Here is an 18,228-nt window from a genome sequence, read left to right as displayed (position 1 = left end):
GCGGTTGCCTCAGCGAACGAGTGGTATCGGAGCAAAGATGAACACGAAACCCTTCGGCAAAACGGGTGCCAGCGTCTCCGTCATCGGGCAGGGCACATGGTATCTCGACCATGGCGATCGCAAGCGCGCGATCGCGGCGCTTCAGCGCGGGCTCGACCTCGGCATGACCCACATCGATACCGCCGAGATGTATGGCGATGCCGAACTCGTCATTGCGGATGCGATCGCGGGCCGACGCGACGAGGTTTTCTTGGTGTCAAAGGTGCTGCCGAGCAACGCCTCGCGCCGCGGAACCATCACCGCCTGTGAGCGCTCGCTGAAGCGGCTGAAAACCGATCGGCTCGACTGCTATCTGCTGCATTGGCGCGGCTCGTATCCGCTGGAGGACACCGTCGCCGCATTCGAGGAACTGGTGAAGGCCGGCAAGATCAAATCCTGGGGCGTCTCCAATTTCGATGCCGATGATCTCGACGAGATCCTCGACGCCGCCGGCGAACACCGCATCGCCTGCAATCAGGTGCTCTATCATCTGAAGGAACGCGCGATCGAGCACGCGGTGATCCCGTGGTGCGAACGGCATGGTGTCGCTGTGGTCGCCTATTCGCCATTCGGCCACGATGATTTCCCTGCGAGCAACAGCAAGGGCGGCGCGGTGCTGGCGCGCATCGCGGAGGCGCGTCGCGCGACGCCGCGCCAGGTCGCACTGAGCTTCCTCACCCGTGCAACTACGGTGTTCGCGATCCCGAAGGCGTCGTCCGCGGAACATGCCGGCGACAATGCTGCGGCCGGCGATCTGGTGCTGACGAAAGACGAGATCGCGGCGCTCGATGCGGCGTTTCCGCGCGGTCCGAAGCCGCGCGGCCTGCCCATGCTGTAGTGCACAAACGCCCGTTATTAATGGAGTCTTGACGTGCGCGGACGTGAGCGCATATCGGCATCCTGTTTTCGGAAGTTGTGAAAGCGGCGCAATTATCGTTTTTTACGATCATTCCCGATTCGCATTCCTAGGTTCCAGCCGTGACCCCGCCGCCCGCCGCAGCCGCAAGGCTCGACAGTATTCCCATGCCCATGCCGGAAAAGAAGCCGCAGGCGCGACGGGCGCCGGCGCGCGTCGATCACCCGTTCAAAGGCATCGCGCTGGTGCTGCTGTCGACGATCTTTCTCGGCTGCTCCGATGTTACCGCGAAATATCTGTCGTCGAGCCTGCCGTCGATCGAGATCACCTGGATCCGCTTCGTGACGTTTGCGCTGATGTTCACGCCGGTGATGCTGCCGGGCTCGCCGCTCCATGCGATGCGCACCGAGCGCCTCGGCCTGCAGTTGATGCGCGGCGCGGCATTGCTCGGCTCTTCGCTGTTCTTCATCACCGGCCTGAGCTTCCTGCCGATCGCAGAAGCGTCCGCGACCGGCTTCGTCTCGCCGCTGTTCGTCACCGCGCTCTCGATCGTCTTCCTGAGCGAGAAGGTCGGCATGCGCCGTTGGATCGCGACCGCGATCGGCCTGACCGGCGTGCTGATCATCCTGCGCCCGGGCTCCAGCGCGTTTCACGCCGCCGCCTTCTTCCCGATCGTCTCGGCGTTCTGCTGGGCCGCGGCGCTGATCCTGACGCGCATGATGAGCGGGCGTGAAGCCGTCCTCACCACGATGGCCTATTCGGCGCTGACGGGCGTTGCGATCCTCTCCCTGATGGTACCGTTCGTCTGGGTCACGCCGACCTGGACGGCGATCGGGCTTGGTATCGTGATCGGCGTCGCCTCCACCGTCGGCCAGTGGATCATCGTGCTGGCCTATCGCTACGGCGATGCCTCGGTACTGGCGCCGTTCTCCTACACGCAGTTGCTGTGGGTGAGCATCCTCGGCTTCTTCCTGTTCGGCGAAGTGCCTGATGTCTGGACCGTCACCGGTGCGGCCTTCATCGTCGCCAGCGGCCTCTACATCGCCCATCGCGAGCGCATCCGCCGCGCCCAGCTCCTGATCCTGGAAGAGCGTTCCCCGAACCCCTGACGCAAGATCGCGCGTCCGCTTCGTGCTATCGACGGCTCCAACAAGACGGGAGGAGCCGGATGCGCGCTGCGATTTTCAGGAACGGTGAGATTGTCGTCGACAGAATGGCCGAGCCGAAGCCCGGCCCCGGCCAGGTGCTGGTCAAGACGCTCGCCTGCGGCATCTGCGGCTCCGATCTGCACGCGCGCCAGCACGCCCACCGCATGGTGGAGATGGCGCGAAAGACCGGCCGCAAGCCGATGGATCTCGCCCGCGACGTCGTGTTCGGCCACGAGTTCTGCTGCGAGATCGTCGACTTCGGCCCGGGGACCGTGCGCAAGCTCAAGTCGTGCACGCGCGTCTGCTCGCTGCCAGCCCTCGTAACGCCGCAGGGCATCGAAGGCATCGGTTACTCCAACGACAATATTGGCGGCTATGCCGAGGCGATGCTGCTGAGCGAAGCGCTGCTGCTCGAGGTGCCCAACGGTCTCGCGCCGGAGCATGCCGCGCTCACCGAACCGCTCGCGGTCGGCGTTCACGCCGTCGCCAAGGCCAACATCCGAGGCGGCGAAGTGCCGCTCGTGATCGGCTGCGGCCCGGTCGGGCTAGCGGTGATTGCGGCGCTGAAGCTCAAGGGCCTGCATCCGATCGTCGCCGCCGACTATTCGCCGGCGCGGCGCGCGCTTGCGGCAAAGCTCGGCGCCGATGTCGTCGTGGATCCACGGGTGTCGCAGCCCTATCTGACCTGGGCCGAGCATGCGCAGATGTCGGAGGCGGAGAAGGCCGCGCGGCCGCCGTTGCTGCCCGCGCTCAAACCCGCGATCATCTTCGAATGCGTTGGCGTGCCCGGTCTCTTGCAGCAGGTGTTCGAGGGCGCTCCGCGCGATGCGAGGATCGTCGTGGTCGGTGTGTGCATGGAGACCGACAGGAGCGAGCCCATGCTCGGCATCATGAAAGAGCTCAACGTCCAGTATGTGCTCGGCTACACGCCGGACGAATTCGCGGCGTCACTGCGCCTGATCGCGGAGGGGCAGGTGGATGCGGCGGCAATGGTGACGGCGGAAGTCGGCATCGACGGCGTTGCAAAGGCTTTCGCCGATCTCGCCAATCCTGAGGCTCACACCAAGATCATCGTGCAGCCGTGGCGGTGATGCCTTACACCGGCAGCGCGATCGAATATTTCACCTGGCTGAGCGCAAAGCTGGACTCGATCGAGGCGATGCCGTCAAGCCGGGTCAGCTTGGTCTTCAGGAAAGTCTCGTAGGAGGCCAGGTCGGCGGCGACCACGCGCAAGAGATAGTCGCGATTGCCGGTCATCAGATAGCATTCCAGCACCTCGTCCCATTTCGAGATCGCGCGCGCGAAGCGGTTGAGGTCCTCCTCCTTCTGCCGGGCCAGCTTGATCGAGATGAAGACGCTGACATGCAGCCCCAGCGCCTTCTGGTCCACGGTCGCGATGTAGCGCGAGATGACGCCGCGTTCCTCGAGCAGCTTGACCCGGCGATGGCATGGCGACACCGAAAGCCCGACCTTGTCGGCCAGTTCCTGCATGGTCAGGCGGCTGTCGTTCTGGAGGTAGCTGAGGATTTTGCGGTCGATGGCGTCGAGATCGGGCATTGGGATGAACCTGTCGTTTTTGCCGGCTGATTGGTAAGCTATCCCAATATTGGCTGGTATTGCGCGAAACATTGAGAAGTTTGGCGCTTCCTGCAGGGGTATCATCGGGCACCTGTTTTCCGGGAGCATTGCCATGCCCGTTGATACCGCCCGCCTCGACACCTTGACCGCGCTGGCCCGCAAGGCGCTGTGGCTGTCGTCATGGACCATCCATCACGCCAACCACATCCGCCCGAATGCGGACGGCCTGAAAGTCGGGGGACATCAGGCCTCGTCGGCCTCGCTCGCCACCATCATGTCGGCGCTGTATTTCCACGTGCTGAAACCCGAAGATCGCGTCGCGGTGAAGCCGCATGCGAGCCCGGTGTTCCACGCCATCCAGTATCTGTTCGGCCGGCAGAGCCGCGAGAAGCTGGAGAACTTTCGCGGCTTCAAGGGCGCGCAGTCCTATCCCTCGCGCACCAAGGACGTCGACGACGTCGATTTCTCCACCGGCTCGGTCGGCCTCGGCGTTGCGCAGACGCTGTTCGCCTCGCTGGTGCAGGACTACGTCAAGGCGCATGGCTGGATGAAGCATCGCCGCGAGGGGCGGATGATTGCGCTGGTCGGCGACGCCGAGATGGACGAGGGCAACATCTTCGAGGCGCTGGCGGAAGGCTGGAAGCACGGCCTGCGCAACACCTGGTGGGTGGTCGACTACAACAGGCAGTCGCTCGATGCCGTCGTCCGCGAAGGTCTCTGGGAAAAGTTCGAGACCGTGTTCCGCAATTTCGGCTGGGACGTGGTGATCGTGAAATACGGCCGGCTGATGCGCGAGGCCTTTGCGGAAGCTGGCGGCGAGGCGCTGAAGCGCTGGATCGACAATTGTCCGAACGCACTCTACGCCGCATTGTGTTTTCAGGGCGGCGCGGCGTTCCGCAAGCATTTGCACGACGAGATCGGCGATCAGGGCCCCATCACCAAGCTGATCGACAGGCGCAGCGACGACGAGCTACTGGCGCTGATGTCGAACCTCGGCGGCCATGACATGGCGAGCATGCTGGACGCCTTTGAATCCATCGATCACGATCGCCCGGTCTGCTTCATCGCCTACACCATCAAGGGCGTCGGCCTGCCGTTCCAGGGCCACAAGGACAATCATGCCGGCCTGATGACGGTCGCGCAGATGGAGAAATATCGCGACAGCCAGAACATCCGGCCCGGACACGAATGGGACAGATACGAGGGTCTCGCGCAAAGTGCCGCCGAGCTCGACGCCTTCCTCGCGGGCGTGCCGTTCAACCAGGACGGCCGCCGGCTCACCGCGCCTGTTATCGAGGTGCCGTCGCAGCTTGCCTTCAAGCCGGCGCCGCAGATGTCGACCCAGCAGGGTTTTGGGCTGGTGCTGAACGAGATCGCGCGCGGCGACAGCGAGCTCGCCAAGCGCATCGTGACGACATCGCCTGACGTCACCGTCTCGACCAATCTCGGTCCGTGGGTGAACCGGCGCGGCCTGTTTGCGCTCGGCGAGAAGGCGGACTTATTCCGCAGCGAGAAAATTCCATCCACCTTCAACTGGGACTTCTCGCCCAAGGGCCAGCATCTCGAACTCGGCATCGCCGAGATGAACCTGTTCATCATGCTCTCGGCGCTCGGCCTGTCGCACCAGATCAACGGCGAGCGGCTGCTGCCGGTCGGCACGCTCTACGATCCCTTCATCGAGCGCGGTCTCGATGCGCTGAACTATGCCTGTTACCAGGATGCGCGCTTCATGGTGGCGGCGACCCCCTCAGGTATCACGCTCGCGCCCGAAGGCGGCGCGCATCAGTCGATCGCAACCCCTTTGATCGGCATGGCGCAGGATGGCCTTGCCTCGTTCGAGCCGGCCTTTGTCGACGAGCTCGCCGTGATCATGGGGTGGGGCTTCAATCACATGCAGCGCGATCCGGGTGAGGGCGGCTCGGTCTATCTGCGGCTCTCGACGCGCTCGATCGAGCAGGCGCAGCGGATCATGACGCCCGAGCTCGCACAGGGCATCACCGACGGCGCGTATTGGTTGCGCAAGCCGGGCCCCAATGCCGAAGCCGTCATCGCCTATACCGGCGCCGTTGCGCCAGAAGCGATCGAAGCGACCGGCTTCATCGGCGAGAGCCGGCGCGACATCGGCCTGCTCGCGATCACGTCCGCAGATCGTCTGCATGCGGGATGGACCGCCGCACGGAAATTGCGCCGTGATCGGCGCGGCGTGCAGCATCTCAGCCACATCGAAAAACTGCTAGCACCGCTGCCGCGCGACTGCGGCATCGTGACCGTGATCGACGGCCATCCGGCGGCGCTCGGCTGGCTCGGCAGCGTCCGCGGCCATCGCGTCGAGGCGCTCGGCGTCGAGCAATTCGGCCAGACCGGCACCATCGCCGACCTCTACCGCCACCACGGCATCGACGCCAACGCCATCATCGATGCGGCCGAAAGCCTCACCACCGGCGCGCCGGTGTTGCATCGGAAGATGGCGGTGTAGTTCTCCGTCGTCGTCCTAGCCCCCGTGCGCAATTGCGCACTAGGCCAGGACGAGGGCAATCGAGACCTTGCCACCCCTCCGCCATCGGCTCATATAACCTCCGTCCGCCGCAATGCTGGCCCCGCACATGGCGGGTTCAATTGCCGGCGCTTTCGTGCAAGGATGCCTGCCGAAACGCCCCCCAAGCCCCCAAGAAGAGGTTCACTATGGTCAATCGCATGCAGTTCTACATCGACGGCGCCTGGGTCGATCCCGCCGTCAAGAAGTCCACCGCCGTGGTCAATCCGGCGACGGAAGAGGCGATGTACGAGGTTGCGCTGGGCTCCAAGGCCGACGTTGACAAAGCCGTCGCCGCCGCCAAGCGCGCGTTCGTGACGTTCTCCCAGACCAGCCGTGACGAGCGCGTCGCGCTGCTCACCAAGGTCATCGAGATCTACAAGGGCCGTCTCAAGGAGATCGGCGCCGCCGTCTCCGACGAAATGGGTGCGCCGCTGCCGATGGCGGAGAAGCTGCAGGCCGGCGCCGGCCTCGGCCACCTCATGACCACGCTCGACGTGCTCAAGAACTATCATTTCGAGGAACCGGTCGGCACCGCCATGGTGCTGCGCGAGCCGGTCGGCGTGGTCGGCATGATCACGCCCTGGAACTGGCCGCTCAACCAGATCGCCTGCAAGGTCGCGCCCGCACTCGCCGCCGGCTGCACCATGATCCTGAAGCCATCGGAGTTCACCCCGACCTCGGCGCTGATCTTCGCGGAAATCCTCCATGAAGCCGGCGTGCCGAAGGGCGTGTTCAACCTCGTCAACGGTCTCGGTCCCGAGGTCGGCGCCGCCATGAGCGAGCACCCCGATATCGACATGATCTCCTTCACCGGCTCGACCCGCGCCGGCATCGACGTGGCCAAGCGTGCGGCACCGACCGTGAAGCGCGTCAGCCAGGAGCTCGGCGGCAAGTCGCCGAACGTCATCCTCGAAGGCGCCGACCTCACGAAGGCGGTGACCGGCGGCGTGATGCACATGTTCAACAACTCCGGCCAGTCCTGCAACGCGCCCTCGCGCATGATCGTGCCGGCCTCGAAGATGAAGGAAGTCGCCGCGATCGCGAAGGCCGTCGCCGACAAGACCAAGGCGGGCGATCCGCGCGCCGAAGGCACCACCATCGGTCCCGTGGTCAACCGCGGCCAGTGGGACAAGATCCAGGGCCTGATCAAGAAGGGCATCGACGAGGGCGCAACGCTCGTCTCGGGCGGCCCGGGCCTGCCCGAGGGCGTCAACAAAGGCTTCTATGTCCGTCCGACCATCTTCGCCGACGTCACCCCCGACATGACGATTGCGCGTGAAGAGATCTTCGGACCGGTGTTGACCATCATCGGCGCCAAGGACGAAGCCGAGGCGGTGCACATCGCCAACGACACGCCCTATGGGCTTGCGGGCTACGTCACGGGCGCGTCCGTCGAGGACGCCAAGCGCGTCGGCCGTCAGATCCGCGCCGGCAACGTCAATCTGCAGGGCGTGCCCAACGATCGCTCCGCGCCGTTCGGCGGCTACAAGCAGTCCGGCAACGGCCGCGAGTGGGGCAAGTACGGCCTCGAGGACTTCCTCGAAGTGAAGGCCGTCGCCGGCTTCAACGCGGCGTAGGCGTTAGCGCCTGGGTAAACATGACGCCGGAGCGGCCAACTGCTCCGGCGTTTTTGTTTGTTCGTCATTGCGAGCGAAGCGAAGCAATCCAGAAATCTTTCTGCGGAGACAGTCTGGATTGCTTCGTCGCAAGAGCTCCTCGCAATGACGAGGAGAGAGTTGGGAAGACTATCCCCCGACCGCGCCCTGCGTGTTCACATACAACGCGTAGATCGACTGGCTCGCGGCCATGAACAGGCGGTTGCGCTTGACGCCGCCGAAGCAGAGATTGGCGCAGCGTTCGGGCAGCGCGATGCGGCCGATCATGACGCCGTCGGGCGCGAACACCACGACGCCGTCGAGCTCGGGATCGCCCATGCCCCAGCCGCACCAGAGATTGCCGTCGATGTCGCAGCGCATGCCGTCCGGCGTGCCCGGGCCGGCGTCGATGTGGACGCGCTTGTTGGAGATGGTGGTGCCGTCAGGCGAGACGTCATAGGCGAGGATTTTCCGGTTCGGCACGCCGCGTGATTCCACGACGTAGAGGATTTTCTCGTCCGGCGAGAAGCACAGGCCGTTGGGCCCGAGCACGCCTTCGGCAACGATGGTCGCCTTGCCGGTCGTGGGATCGAACCTGTAGACGTTCGGCTCGATCTCGGGCTCGGCCTTGTAGCCCTCGTAATTGCCGAGCAGGCCGAAGGTGGGATCGGTGAACCAAACCGCGCCGTCGGACTTCACCACGACGTCGTTCGGCGAGTTGAGCTTCTTGCCGCCGAACGAGTCCATCAGCACGGTGATGCTGCCGTCATATTCGGTTCGGGTGACGCGTCGCCCGCCATGCTCGCATGTGACGAGCCGACCCTGGCGATCCCGGGTGTTGCCGTTGGCGAAATTGGAGGGCTTGCGGAACACGCTGACCGCACCGGTCTCCTCTTCCCATTTGACGATGCGCTGGTTCGGAATGTCGCTGCACAGGAGATAGCGCCCGTCGCCGAACCACACCGGACCCTCGGCCCAGCGCAGGCCGGTCGTCAGCCGCTCCACCGCCGAGAGTTTCAGCCAGTATTTTTCGAAGCGGGGATCGAGTGCCTTTATCGCCGGATCGGGGTAGTAGCTCGCCGGCCGCCAGCCTGGCCGCTCCTGGGGATGGGACGATGCCTCATTCATGTCGGTTCTCTCGTTTCGTTCCCTCTGGACAATCCTGCTATCATTAGAGACATGTGACCGCAAATTGGTTGCCAAAGGCGAGGAAAGACATGCCGCGTATCTTGATGACGGGAGCTTCGGGCGGGATCGGAACGCGCCTGCGAAAACTGTTGCCGCCGATCTATCCGGACCTGCTGCTCAGCGACATCCGCGCGCCGGCCGATCTCGGCCCCAACGAGCAATTCAAGGCTGCGGACCTCTCTGACCTGGCGCAGTGCGAGGCGATCTGCGAGGGCGTCGACGGCATCATCCATTTCGGCGGCTATTCGGTCGAAGGTCCCTGGAACGACATCCTCCAGGCCAACATCATCGGCGGCTACAATTTGTTCGAGGCCGCGTACCGCAAGGGCGTCAAGCGCGTGGTGTTCGCCTCCTCGAACCATGCCATCGGATTCTATCCGCGCCACCACAAGATCGGCACCGACGTGACCCCGCGCCCCGACGGCCGCTATGGCGTCAGCAAGGTATTCGGCGAAGCGGTCGGCGCGCTCTATGCTGACAAGCATGGCCTGAAGGTGACTTGCCTTCGCATTGGCAATTTCGGCGACGTGCCGCTGGACCATCGCCGGATCTCGATCTGGCTGAAGCCGGAAGATCTGGTGCAGCTCTGCCGGATCGGGCTCGAGCATCCCGACATTCATTTCGAGATCTTCTACGGCGTGTCCCTGAACGAGCGTGCCTGGTGGGACAACCACCGCGCCTACGAGTTCGGTTACCGTCCGACGGGGCGCTCCGAGGATCATGTGGCACATGCGATGGCCGAGCAGGCCAAGCTGAAGCCCGATCCGGTCGGCGATCACTATCAGGGCGGCGCGTTCTGCAGCAACGAGTTCGACGGCGACACAAGTCGCATCATCGATTGGACCAAGCGGTAGGAGCGCATTCGCAAATCCAGGGCGTCGGAATCGACGCGCTAAACAACGCGTTTGCCGGCCTGGACCGCGATGGGCCTCTGTACAAAGTACATCAGGATCAGGGAAATCACCGCCGTCGTCACGACGACGTATCCCAGCCGGTCGAAATGCCGGAGCGTACCGTCGGCGTCCTGCGCGATGAGTGCGGCGGCGAGCACGGAGCCGAGCCCGCCGGAGAGCTGTTGCAGCGACGCGCCGACCGCGCTGAAGGAGCCGCGTTGCGCCGGCTCGGGGATTGCCGAAATCAACGCCTGCGAAGGAATCATGCGGGAGAAGATGCCGACGAACATCAGGACGTTGACCAGGATCGCGACCGTCAGGCTCACCTCGCCGAGATGGGTGTAGATCAGCACCATCACGATGGACATGGCGCTGCCGAAGACGAAGGTGGGGTATTTGCCGAAGGCATCGCTCGCGCGTCCCACCAGCGGGCCGATGACAATGCTGAACAGGCCGGAGACGAGATAGATCGTCGGCAGATGCACGATGTCGATGCCGAGATTGTGCACGGTGTAGGCGCTGCCGAACGGCATCAGCATGTAGCCGCCGGTCGCCAGCAGGGTCGTTACCGAAAACGCCATCCAATAACGCGGCTGCGAGACCGTGGCGATCAGATGCCGGAACGGATTTCGATCCTGCTTCAGCCCGAGATGGCCGTTCACCGGCTTCATCAGGAGCATCACTGCGGTCATCCCGATCACCGACAGTCCGACCAGCGCGCCGAACGCGACGTGCCAGTTCCACTGGTTGGCGAGGAAAAGACCGGCCGGGATGCCCAGCACCTGGCTTGCAGCGAAGGCGGTTTGCACGAAACCCATGACGCGGCCGCGCAATTGCAGCGTGAACAAATCGGTGACGATGGCGAGCACGACCGAGCCGATCACGCCGCCGAACAGGCCGGTCACGATCCGCCCCAGCAGCAACAGATGATAGTTGGGCGCGATCGCGCACAGCATCGTGCCAAGGGTGAAGCCGGCGTAGAAGAACAACAGCAGCCGCTTGCGATCAAACCGGTCGGCAAAGCCGGCCGCCAGGATACCGGAAATCCCCGCGCTGAACGCATAGGCCGAGACCGCCACGCCGAACTGAGCGGCCGAAATATCGAGCGCCGGCATCATGATGGCGCCGAGCGGCGACATGATCATGAAATCGATGATGATCGTGAACTGGACCAGCGCCAGCAGCGCAACGAGGATCGCCTGGTAGCGCGAAAAGCCTCGGGATGGCGCTTGCCGCTCGGCGATCGGCTCCGTCAGGGTTTGTTCGGTCATGGCATTTCATTTGGGAGGGAGTGGAGGAGGACGCGCGACGTGGCGCCGGAGCCCGGCCCATATTTATTTCCGGCTCTGCGAAATTTCGATGGCTTGACAAACAGTTTTAGTGTCCGTCCCAGCGCGGTGCCTCGATTCACACGGGGCGAGCGACGCAAAGGCCTGAGCCTCGCTTTGGCCGTTCCGGCCATTGATCCAGATCAACGTTGCTCTGGCCGTCTGGCTCTCGATTTTGCGAGACCGCAATTCGGCAATCGGTGCCTCGATCACGGCTCAACGGCGGCAGCGCGAGTCAGGACAATGAAAATCGAATTGCCAGCCGCCGTACTGCTCACGCTGTTCATGTCGGGACCGGCGCGAGCCGCGATGCTCGGCGACGCCGAGGCGACGTTTCTCGACCAGCTCGTCACCGCATCCGCGGTGCTCGAACAACGATGTGTCGGCTACGAGGTCAATGGTGCCGGCAGTGTACAGCTCGGCGCCCGACTTCTCGGCAGCACGGATGCCGCGATGGCGATGATCGACGCCTATGCTGCAGCCATCAAGGCCCGCGATGGCGAGAGCTCCGATCCGGGTAAATTCCGCCCCGAAGTGTCCGACGCTGCCGGCAAAACGTTCAGGCGCGTCCGGACCGATCTGATCAGAAACCCGAAGAGAGCCTGCGCCGACTATGGCGATGCCAGCGTGGATCGCGGTCTGCTGAGGCGGTACTGAACCGGGACTTGAGGGATTCAGATCTGCGCAAACGAAAGGGCCGTCTCGAAAGACGGCCCTTGGTTGTTATTCGACGATCTCAACGATCCGGTGGGTTCGCGGTTCGACCAGAACCGTGCGACCGTTCACCACCGTGTAACGATACTCACGGGCGCCGTACTCGGGCGGCACCTCGTAATAGGTCACGCCCTCTTCCGGAAGAACCGCTCCGACTCTCACATCCTCGCGGTACTGATATGAGGGCCGCCGCTGTTCGACGACGTAGGAGTGAAAGCGAGGACGTTGATCGACACCAAGGACTCCCGCCACGCCGCCAACGACGCCGCCGACGACGCCACCCACAACTGCACCGACAGGCCCTGCCGCTCGCTCACCATCCCGCGCACCGCGTTCGACGCCTCCGGGAACGCCCTGGGCCTGGGTCGTTACGGGAAGCAGGACGGCGACGGCAACAGCGGCGGCTCCGACTAAACGGCAAATCATGGCAGCTCCTATGGTGGGGGATTGGTGCAAGACCAAGTACCAAGCCGACCATAGGTTCCCCGGAAGTTGTGGATTGCGGGCGTTATTGCCCGAATGGGCTCGTGCGGCCTGCAATTGCGGGCAATCCAGCGCGCCCTTACCGCGTGAACTGCACCACCGCGAGAAGCGAACGTCTCCCATCTATGAACGCGGGCTCTCCTGTTCGGCTCGCTCATCCCCAATCCGCGCCAGGTAATCCTTCTTGCTGAACTGCATATGATCGACGCAGAGCTGCGCCAGCGCCCAGCTGTCACGGCCCTTCAACAGCTCGATCATGAGCTCGTGCTGGCGGCGCGATTGTGCCAGTCCGTCGCTGTCGGCGAGATTCTTGGCGCGCATCGGCAGGGTCAGGTTCATGTAGTCCTGCAGCGAGCGCACCAGATAGGGATTGCCGCAGGCCGAGAACAGCGCGAGGTGGAAGGCGTCGTTGGCCTCGTGGATACCGCGCAGGTCCTGCAAATCCGCTCTCGCGCAATATTGCCGCTGCAATGCAGAGAGCTCGTCGACCAGGCCTTGCTGTGCGGGCAGGGGGATCATCAGCGCCGCCTGCCGGGTCAGCATCTCCCGGACCTCGTAGATCTGCCGGACCTCTTCGGCCGAATAGAACCGTACGGTGGCGCCGACATTCTTCTCGCGGCGGACGATGCCGCGGCGCTCCGCATCGACAAGCGCCTGGCGAACGAAGTGGCGCGAGGTGCCGTAAGCCGACATCAGCGCGTCTTCCGTGAGGCGCGCGCCTGGCGCGAGTCGGCCGAAGATGATGTCCTCCTCGAGCCGCGCGACGATATCGTCCGGATCGTCGCGCCGGATCATCGTGGCGTCTGCTGTGTGAGTGTCGGACATGCCCTCGGCCTCCCGGCGCTTGGCCGGTCGCCCTGTGGAGCAGGGAAGGCTCGGATTGTCAATAATCCGGTCGTTTATCAGTATCGCAATCCGGAAAATGGCAGGATTGACGTCTGTCTTATTGACAATCAAGGGGCAGGCTGTACGACAATGACCCTGTGACGGGAGTGGTATGATGACGAGTGGGTTGCGCAAAGGGCTGACGAGCTATGGCGATGCCGGCTTCTCGCTGTTCCTGCGCAAGGCGTTCATCAAGGCCATGGGCTATTCCGACGACGCGCTCGAGCGCCCGATTGTCGGCATCACCAACACCTATAGCGACTACAATCCCTGCCACGGCAACGTCCCGCAGATCATCGAGGCCGCCAAGCGCGGCGTGATGCTGTCGGGCGCGATGCCGTTCGTGTTCCCGACGATCTCGATCGCGGAGAGTTTTGCGCATCCGACCTCGATGTATCTGCGCAATCTGATGGCGATGGACACCGAGGAGATGATCCGCGCGCAGCCGATGGATTCGGTGATCGTCATCGGCGGCTGCGACAAGACTCTTCCTGCGCAGGTGATGGCGGCAATCAGCGCCGACCTGCCGACGGTGGTCATCCCCGTTGGCCCCATGGTGGTTGGTCATCACAAGGGCGAGGTGCTGGGTGCCTGCACCGATTGCCGTCGCCTCTGGGGCAAGTATCGCGCCGGCGAAATGGACGATGTCGAGATCGAGGCGGTCAATGGCCGCCTCGCGCCGTCGGTCGGCACCTGCATGGTGATGGGCACGGCCTCCACCATGGCCTGCATGATCGAGGCCATGGGTCTGTCGCTGCCGATGAGCGCGACGATTCCCGCCCCGCATGCGGAGCGCTTTCGCCTTGCCGAGGCGAGCGGCAGGGTGGCCGCCGAGATGGCCAAGACCAAGGGGCCGAAGCCGAGCGAATTGCTGACGCCGGCATCTTTCAAGAATGCGCAGGTTGTGCTGCAGGCGATCGGCGGCTCGACCAACGGCCTGATTCATTTGACCGCGATGGCACATCGTTCGCCACACCGGCTCGACCTCGGGGTGTTCGACCAGATCGGCCGCGAGGTGCCGGTGCTGATCGATCTGAAGCCGTCGGGCGAGCACTATATGGAGCATTTCCATCACGCCGGCGGCGTGCCGAAACTGCTGGCGCAGCTGGGCGATCTCATCGATCTCGATGCCAAGACGATCACCGGCCAGACGCTGCGCGATATCGCGGCGAACGCGGAAAACGTGCCCGGCCAGGACGCGATCCGTCCGCGCGACAATCCGATCAAGAAGGAAGGTGGCCTCGCCGTGCTGCACGGTAATCTCGCGCCGCGCGGCGCGGTCATCAAGCAATCCGCCGCGAGCCCAAAGCTGCTGCAACACACGGGCCGTGCGGTGGTGTTCGAATCCGTCGAGGATATGACGCTGCGGGTTGACGATCCCGATCTCGACGTCACGGCCGATGACGTGCTGGTGTTGCGCAACGCCGGTCCCAAGGGCGCGCCAGGCATGCCGGAGGCGGGCTATCTGCCGATCCCGAAGAAGCTCGCGCGCGCTGGGACCAAGGATATGGTGCGCATTTCGGATGCGCGCATGAGCGGCACCGCATTCGGCACCATCGTGCTGCACATCACGCCGGAATCCGCCGTCGGCGGCCCGCTGGCGCTGGTGAAGAACGGCGACATGATCCGGCTCGACGTCGCCAAGCGCAGCATCGAGCTTCTGGTGGATGCTACCGAGCTGGAACGGCGGCGTACGGCATTGAAGCCCGCGGCTGCGCCGGATGAGGCGCGGCGCGGCTATGCGTGGCTGTTCAACGAGACCATCATGCAGGCCGACGAGGGCTGCGACTTCGATTTCATGCAGAGGACTGGGAAGAAGGCTGAGCAGAAAACTAAGAGTGGGTGACCAACCACCCGGAAGCGTAGCCCAGACCGCTAAAGCGGCGGGCGTTAAAACAGGGGGCAACGATGATTGCACGATCCATGCCAAGATTCTTACATCGGCTGGCGGCGACGGCCGCGATCTTGTTCGTCACGGGCGCATCGGCGCAGGAGGTGAAGCATTATCGCTTCGCCTACGACCAGCCGCGCAACACCGGCTATTCCATCGCGGGCGACCTTTTTGCCGAGAAGCTCAAGGAATTGAGCAAAGGCACCATGATCATCGATCAATATCCGGGCGCGCAGCTCGGGCAGGAGCCGCAGGTGCTCCAGCTCGTGAAGGCGGGCGACGTCGAGTTCTCGATCATCTCCTCGGCCAACACCGCGACGATCGCACCGCAAGCGGGCGTGATGTCGTTGCACTTCCTGTTCCGCGACGAGAACCACGTGGTCAAGGGTCTGGCCGATCCAAAAGTGTTCGAGGCGCTCAAGACCATGATCGACGAGACCACGCAAGGCCTGCATGTGATCGCGACCGGATCGCAGGGCGTGCGCCACATGTACTCCAAGAAGGAGATCCACAATGTCGCTGACATCAAGAGCCTGAAGATCCGGGTGCAAGCGACTGCGACCGAGGACACCATGTTCCCGGCCTACGGCGCCCAGACGGTGCACATGCCGTTCGGCAGCGTCTACACGAGCCTGCAGACCGGCGTCGTCGACGTCGCCGAGAACAGCATCAACGTCTACCTCGTCAACAAGCACTACGAGGTCGCGCCGGTCCTGAACATCACCGAGCACGAGGCCAACAACGCGCTGGTGTTCATCTCGGACAAGCTCTGGCAGAGCCTGTCGGCCGAGCAGAAGGGATGGGTCCAGGCGGCGGGGAACGAGGTCAGCTCCAAGGAGCCGCAGAAGGCCTTCGACCTCGAACGCACCGCGGCAGAGAAGCTGAAGAAGATGGGCGTGAAGATCGTCGACAACGTCGACAAGAAGACCTTCACGGCGACCGCCGATCCCTATCTCGACAAGCTCGCCAAGGAGCTCGGCCCGCACGCCGAGAAGATCAAGGATTTGATCCGCTCGATCAACTAGGCCGCGTACCGTTGCCTCCGCGTCGTCCCGGCGAAAGCCGGGACCCATACGCCGCGGCGGAGCTTGGGGCAGGATAGCCGCCAGCTTGCTTTGGCCACACGCAGCTGGGGGTATGGGTCGCGGCTTTCGCCGGGACGACGGGGATAGTGATGACCATCGCCGACAAACTGCTGGTGGAACGCCATCGTCACCTCAAATGGCGCGGGCTCGATTGGCTCGAGCTTGCGCTGATGATCCTCTGCGGCGTGCTCTGCTTCGGCTTCTCGCTATCGGTGACCGCCGACATCGTCACCCGCACCATCGGCCATCCCTGGCTGTGGCTCCAGGAAGTGACCTCGACGCTGTTCATCTATGCGATCTTCGTCGGGACCGCGGCTGCGACCCGGCGCAACGACCACCTCTATCTCACCGCGATCTCCGAGGCGATGCACGGCACGCCGCGTCTGATCGTCGAAGTCATCATCCGGATCGTGGTGCTCGGCGTCGCCTTCGGCCTGATCGTGTACGGCTATCAGAACTATCTTCGCGGCTTCGGCAGTTTCCGCCTGCCGTCGGGCACGCCGATCGCCTCGCTCTACGCGATCATCCCTCTGTCGGGCGTGCTGATCGGCCTGTTCACCATCGAGCAGCTCGTCAACGGTCTGCGCAACGGCTTTGACCACCCCGAGCCGCCCGAAGAGGATGACGGGGCGCCTGTTATCACCGACGCGCAGATGAGGGCGCAGCCGTGAGCGCACCCCTTGTTCTGGCGTTGATGACGGTCTGCTTCCTGTCGTTCGGCTATCTCGGCGTGCCCGTGCCGTTCTCGCTGATGGCCGGTGTCTTCATCGGCGCGCTGCTGTCGGACGTCTCGCTCGCCGCAATCATCCAGAAAATCTTCGACGGCGTCGATTCCGAGGCGCTGCTGGCGATCCCCTTTTTCCTGCTAGTCGGCGAGCTCATGAGCTCGGCCAATGTGGTGGTCCGGATAGCCAACCTCTCGGTGTCGCTGGTGGGGCACATCAGAGGTGGCCTGTCGCAGGTCGTGGTGGTCTTCAGCATGTTCTTCTCGGAAATGTCGGGTTCGACCACCGCCGACGTCGCCGTGATGAGCCGCGCTCTGGGCGGCCCGATGAAGCGCGAGGGTTACGAGCCCGCCTTCATCGCCGCGATCATCGCATCCGCATCGACCATCGCGGCGCTGGTGCCGCCGAGCATCACCGCGGTGGTCTATGGCGCCGTCGGCAATGTCTCGATCGCCGGCCTGTTCATGGCAGGCGTCGTGCCGGGCCTGATGATCGGCTTCGGGTTGATGATCTATTGCTATTTCTTCGGCCCGTCCGGCCTGCGCAAGCCGCGCGCGCCGCTGCGGCAGGTGGTGTTCGCGGCCGGCGATGCGGCGCTGCCGCTGATGATTCCGGTGATCCTGTTGGGGGGCATCCTGACCGGCTGGTTCACGCCGACGGAAGCCGGTGTCGTCGCCGTGGTCTGGATTGTCGTCGTCGTGATCCCAGCGCTCAACCGCGGGCATATCAGGAAGATTCCGTACGATTTCTGTCTCGCCGGCCTGATCTTCTCGCTGCCGCTGATCACGATCGGCGCCGCCAATGCGTTCGGCTGGATGCTTGCCTATTTGCGCGGTGCAAGCTACATCGCCGAAGTCATCACCTCGCTCGCCGGCAACGATCCGCATCTGATCATGCTGCTGATGGTACTGCTGTTCACGGTGGTCGGCGATTTCATCGAACCGGTGCCGACCATCATCATTTTCATGCCGCTGGTCAACACACTGACGGAAGCCGGCGACATCAACGCCGTGCATATGGGCGTGGTGCTGATCGCCACGCTCGCCTTCGGCCTGATCACGCCGCCTTACGGCTTGGTGCTGCTGATGGCCTCGAAATTCGTCGGCGTCAGTTTCGCAAAGGCGCTACGCGCCGCTTTGCCGATCTATCTGGTGTTCCTCGGGACGATCGCGTTTGCGATCTATTTCCCGAGTGTGGTGCTGTGGCTGCCGCAGAAAGTGCTGCCGGAATCGGTCGGATGCTTCAAGTCGCCGGCGGGCACGGGCTATATCTGTCCCAAGTAAG

Annotated in this window: 16 protein-coding genes; 11 read left to right on the top strand and 5 right to left on the bottom strand. The window is 63.8% G+C overall.

Going from position 1 to position 18,228, the window contains the following annotated elements; all coding sequences use genetic code 11:
- Window positions 1-37 precede the first annotated feature (37 nt).
- From IVB54_RS27565 to IVB54_RS27555, 3 genes are all read left to right on the top strand, one after another.
- Window positions 38-877, top strand: a complete 840-nt coding sequence (locus IVB54_RS27565; RefSeq protein ID WP_018457083.1) for an aldo/keto reductase — start codon at window positions 38-40, stop codon at window positions 875-877.
- Window positions 878-1,062: 185 nt separating this feature from the next.
- The gene (locus IVB54_RS27560) at window positions 1,063-2,004 is read left to right on the top strand and encodes a DMT family transporter (protein ID WP_018457082.1); all 942 of its coding nucleotides are present in this window, start codon (window positions 1,063-1,065) and stop codon (window positions 2,002-2,004) included.
- 59 nt (window positions 2,005-2,063) lie between these two features.
- The gene (locus IVB54_RS27555) at window positions 2,064-3,134 is read left to right on the top strand and encodes a zinc-binding dehydrogenase (RefSeq protein ID WP_026233296.1); all 1,071 of its coding nucleotides are present in this window, start codon (window positions 2,064-2,066) and stop codon (window positions 3,132-3,134) included.
- 4 nt (window positions 3,135-3,138) lie between these two features.
- On the opposite strand, the gene IVB54_RS27550 is transcribed toward IVB54_RS27555, so the two are convergent.
- Window positions 3,139-3,600, bottom strand: a complete 462-nt coding sequence (locus IVB54_RS27550) for an Lrp/AsnC family transcriptional regulator (RefSeq protein WP_018457080.1) — start codon at window positions 3,598-3,600, stop codon at window positions 3,139-3,141.
- A gap of 133 nt (window positions 3,601-3,733) precedes the next feature.
- On the opposite strand from IVB54_RS27550, the gene IVB54_RS27545 reads away from it, so the two are divergent.
- Window positions 3,734-6,097, top strand: coding sequence for a transketolase (locus IVB54_RS27545; protein ID WP_247363491.1), 2,364 nt, complete (start codon window positions 3,734-3,736; stop codon window positions 6,095-6,097).
- Between the two features lie 206 nt (window positions 6,098-6,303).
- Window positions 6,304-7,734 (top strand): aldehyde dehydrogenase family protein, encoded by a 1,431-nt coding sequence (locus IVB54_RS27540; protein WP_018457078.1) that lies wholly within the window; start codon window positions 6,304-6,306, stop codon window positions 7,732-7,734.
- A gap of 168 nt (window positions 7,735-7,902) precedes the next feature.
- Here IVB54_RS27540 and IVB54_RS27535 read toward each other — a convergent pair whose 3' ends face one another.
- Window positions 7,903-8,880, bottom strand: coding sequence for an SMP-30/gluconolactonase/LRE family protein (locus tag IVB54_RS27535; protein ID WP_018457077.1), 978 nt, complete (start codon window positions 8,878-8,880; stop codon window positions 7,903-7,905).
- A gap of 89 nt (window positions 8,881-8,969) precedes the next feature.
- Between IVB54_RS27535 and IVB54_RS27530 the strand changes: the two genes are divergently transcribed.
- Entirely contained in the window at window positions 8,970-9,794 is an 825-nt protein-coding gene (locus tag IVB54_RS27530; RefSeq protein WP_247776528.1) for an NAD(P)-dependent oxidoreductase, read from the top strand.
- A 38-nt stretch (window positions 9,795-9,832) separates the two neighbouring features.
- Here the strand turns inward: IVB54_RS27530 and IVB54_RS27525 are convergent, their stop codons facing one another.
- Window positions 9,833-11,104, bottom strand: coding sequence for an MFS transporter (locus tag IVB54_RS27525; RefSeq protein WP_018457075.1), 1,272 nt, complete (start codon window positions 11,102-11,104; stop codon window positions 9,833-9,835).
- A 300-nt stretch (window positions 11,105-11,404) separates the two neighbouring features.
- On the opposite strand from IVB54_RS27525, the gene IVB54_RS27520 reads away from it, so the two are divergent.
- Entirely contained in the window at window positions 11,405-11,818 is a 414-nt protein-coding gene (locus IVB54_RS27520) for a hypothetical protein (protein WP_018457074.1), read from the top strand.
- A 66-nt stretch (window positions 11,819-11,884) separates the two neighbouring features.
- Here the strand turns inward: IVB54_RS27520 and IVB54_RS27515 are convergent, their stop codons facing one another.
- Entirely contained in the window at window positions 11,885-12,301 is a 417-nt protein-coding gene (locus IVB54_RS27515) for a DUF1236 domain-containing protein (protein WP_026233295.1), read from the bottom strand.
- 180 nt (window positions 12,302-12,481) lie between these two features.
- Window positions 12,482-13,183 (bottom strand): GntR family transcriptional regulator, encoded by a 702-nt coding sequence (locus IVB54_RS27510; RefSeq protein WP_247363490.1) that lies wholly within the window; start codon window positions 13,181-13,183, stop codon window positions 12,482-12,484.
- 175 nt (window positions 13,184-13,358) lie between these two features.
- Here IVB54_RS27510 and IVB54_RS27505 point away from each other — a divergent pair, with 175 nt between their 5' ends.
- From IVB54_RS27505 to IVB54_RS27490, 4 genes are all read left to right on the top strand, one after another.
- Window positions 13,359-15,089, top strand: a complete 1,731-nt coding sequence (locus IVB54_RS27505; protein ID WP_247363489.1) for an IlvD/Edd family dehydratase — start codon at window positions 13,359-13,361, stop codon at window positions 15,087-15,089.
- Window positions 15,090-15,151: 62 nt separating this feature from the next.
- Window positions 15,152-16,159 carry a TRAP transporter substrate-binding protein gene (locus IVB54_RS27500; protein ID WP_026233293.1) on the top strand — a complete coding sequence of 336 codons (1,008 nt, stop codon included), beginning with the start codon at window positions 15,152-15,154 and terminating at the stop codon, window positions 16,157-16,159.
- A gap of 149 nt (window positions 16,160-16,308) precedes the next feature.
- Entirely contained in the window at window positions 16,309-16,890 is a 582-nt protein-coding gene (locus IVB54_RS27495) for a TRAP transporter small permease (protein WP_018457069.1), read from the top strand.
- Window positions 16,887-18,227 carry a TRAP transporter large permease gene (locus IVB54_RS27490; protein ID WP_026233292.1) on the top strand — a complete coding sequence of 447 codons (1,341 nt, stop codon included), beginning with the start codon at window positions 16,887-16,889 and terminating at the stop codon, window positions 18,225-18,227. The genes IVB54_RS27495 and IVB54_RS27490 overlap by 4 nt, the downstream gene beginning before the upstream one ends.
- The last annotated feature ends 1 nt before the right edge of the window (window position 18,228 follow it).

Origin of the sequence: Bradyrhizobium sp. CW1 (assembly GCF_023100665.1) — a bacterium.
GTDB classification, from domain to species: Bacteria; Pseudomonadota; Alphaproteobacteria; order Rhizobiales; family Xanthobacteraceae; genus Bradyrhizobium; species Bradyrhizobium canariense_D.
Note: the sequence above shows the minus strand (reverse complement) of the source record. Positions and strands in the feature narration are given on the sequence as shown.